The sequence below is a fragment of the Petrotoga mexicana DSM 14811 genome, assembly GCF_002895565.1.
Taxonomy (GTDB): Bacteria; Thermotogota; Thermotogae; order Petrotogales; family Petrotogaceae; genus Petrotoga; species Petrotoga mexicana.
Map to the genome: position 1 here is coordinate 1 of NZ_AZRN01000030.1, position 1,410 is coordinate 1,410.

The following is a 1,410-nucleotide window of genomic DNA, read 5'->3' on the forward strand; positions in this document are numbered from 1 at the left end:
CAACGAAAAAGAGTTTGAGTTTGATGGAAACGTCCCTGGAACAGTACAAGGAGACCTTGTGGATTTGAATCTCGTGCCTCACCCTTATGTAGGAGAAAATGAAAAACTTTTCAAAAGGTTAGAATGGAAAAATTGGATATACGAGAAAAAATTTCACATAGAAGAGATAAACGATGAGCTATGTTACAATCTTGTATTAGAGGGTGTGGATACCCTTTCAAATATCTATCTTAACGATAATTTCGTTGGAGAAACCGAAGATATGTTCATAGAATACCGGTTTGATATTAAAAAGTATCTCAAAATTGGAGAAAATTCTTTAAGAATAGAGATTAAATCTCCAATAGACCTCCCTAAAAGATTTGAAAAAAATTACGGAAAATTACACGCCGGCGAAGAAACCGCAAGAGTTTACATAAGAAAAGCTCAGTATTCCTATGGCTGGGACTGGGGAGCAAGAATAGCCACTAGTGGAATATACAGAGATATTTACATAGAAAGTTATAAAGATGCTAGACTTTTCGGTTCCACTGCTTTTTTGGAAAATTTAGATGGAAAAGTCAACTTTTCCGGTTACGTTGATTCCCATATTAAAGATACTAAAAACTACGAAGTAGAAATTCTTTTCAATGGAAATCCAGTAATTACATTACCAGTAACCGCTAGTGTTGAAAATTACAAATTTGAAGGTTCTAAAAGAATAGAGAATTTAAAGCTTTGGTATCCACACGATTTGGGTGAAAGTTATTTATACGAAGTTGAGTTTAGACTTAAGAAAAATAAAGAAGTAATCTACAGTGAGAAAAAGAAAATAGGTTTTAGAATCGCCAGGGTAGTGAGAGAAAATAACTCAGAAGGTGAAAGCTTTATCTTTGAGATAAACGGCAGAAAAATCTTCGCCAAAGGCGCAAATTGGATCCCTGCTGAAAATATATTAAGTTNNGTTTAGAAAGCTTGTAAACGAAGAAATAAGACATCAAGTATTGAAATTAAGACATCATCCAAGTATAGTCCTTTGGTGCGGAAATAATGAGAATAATTGGGGCTTTGAAGAATGGGACTACAAATTGAAAGTGGATGAAAAAAATCTTGGAAATAGACTTTATTTGGAAGATTTTCCTAAAATATGTGCCCAAGAAGATCCATCGAGACTGTACTGGCCATCGAGCCCATACGGTGGCAGTAGAGCTAACTCTTCTGAAGCGGGAGATAGACATGTTTGGGAAATCTGGTCAGGATGGCAAGATTACAAATACTAACCACGGTCTCTAATCCACATCTGACGCTGCCGACGACCCCTACAGGTAGATCCTCGGCGGACGCCGCTCCTTTTACAACAACAAAAACCAAGCACACGACAGTATCCAAAGCGTTCAGAAGACAGAGAACGGATAGCAACAGAGTACAACA

2 protein-coding genes are annotated in these 1,410 nt (G+C 36.8%); both read left to right on the forward strand.

Annotation, left to right across the window (positions count from 1 at the left end; genetic code table 11):
* Positions 1-73 precede the first annotated feature (73 nt).
* Complete coding sequence (locus X927_RS06540) at positions 74-949, forward strand: glycosyl hydrolase 2 galactose-binding domain-containing protein (protein ID WP_425440368.1); 876 nt, start codon at positions 74-76, stop codon at positions 947-949.
* Between the two features lie 34 nt (positions 950-983).
* Positions 984-1,259 (forward strand): hypothetical protein, encoded by a 276-nt coding sequence (locus tag X927_RS06545; RefSeq protein WP_146026591.1) that lies wholly within the window; start codon positions 984-986, stop codon positions 1,257-1,259.
* Positions 1,260-1,410: the final 151 nt, after the last annotated feature.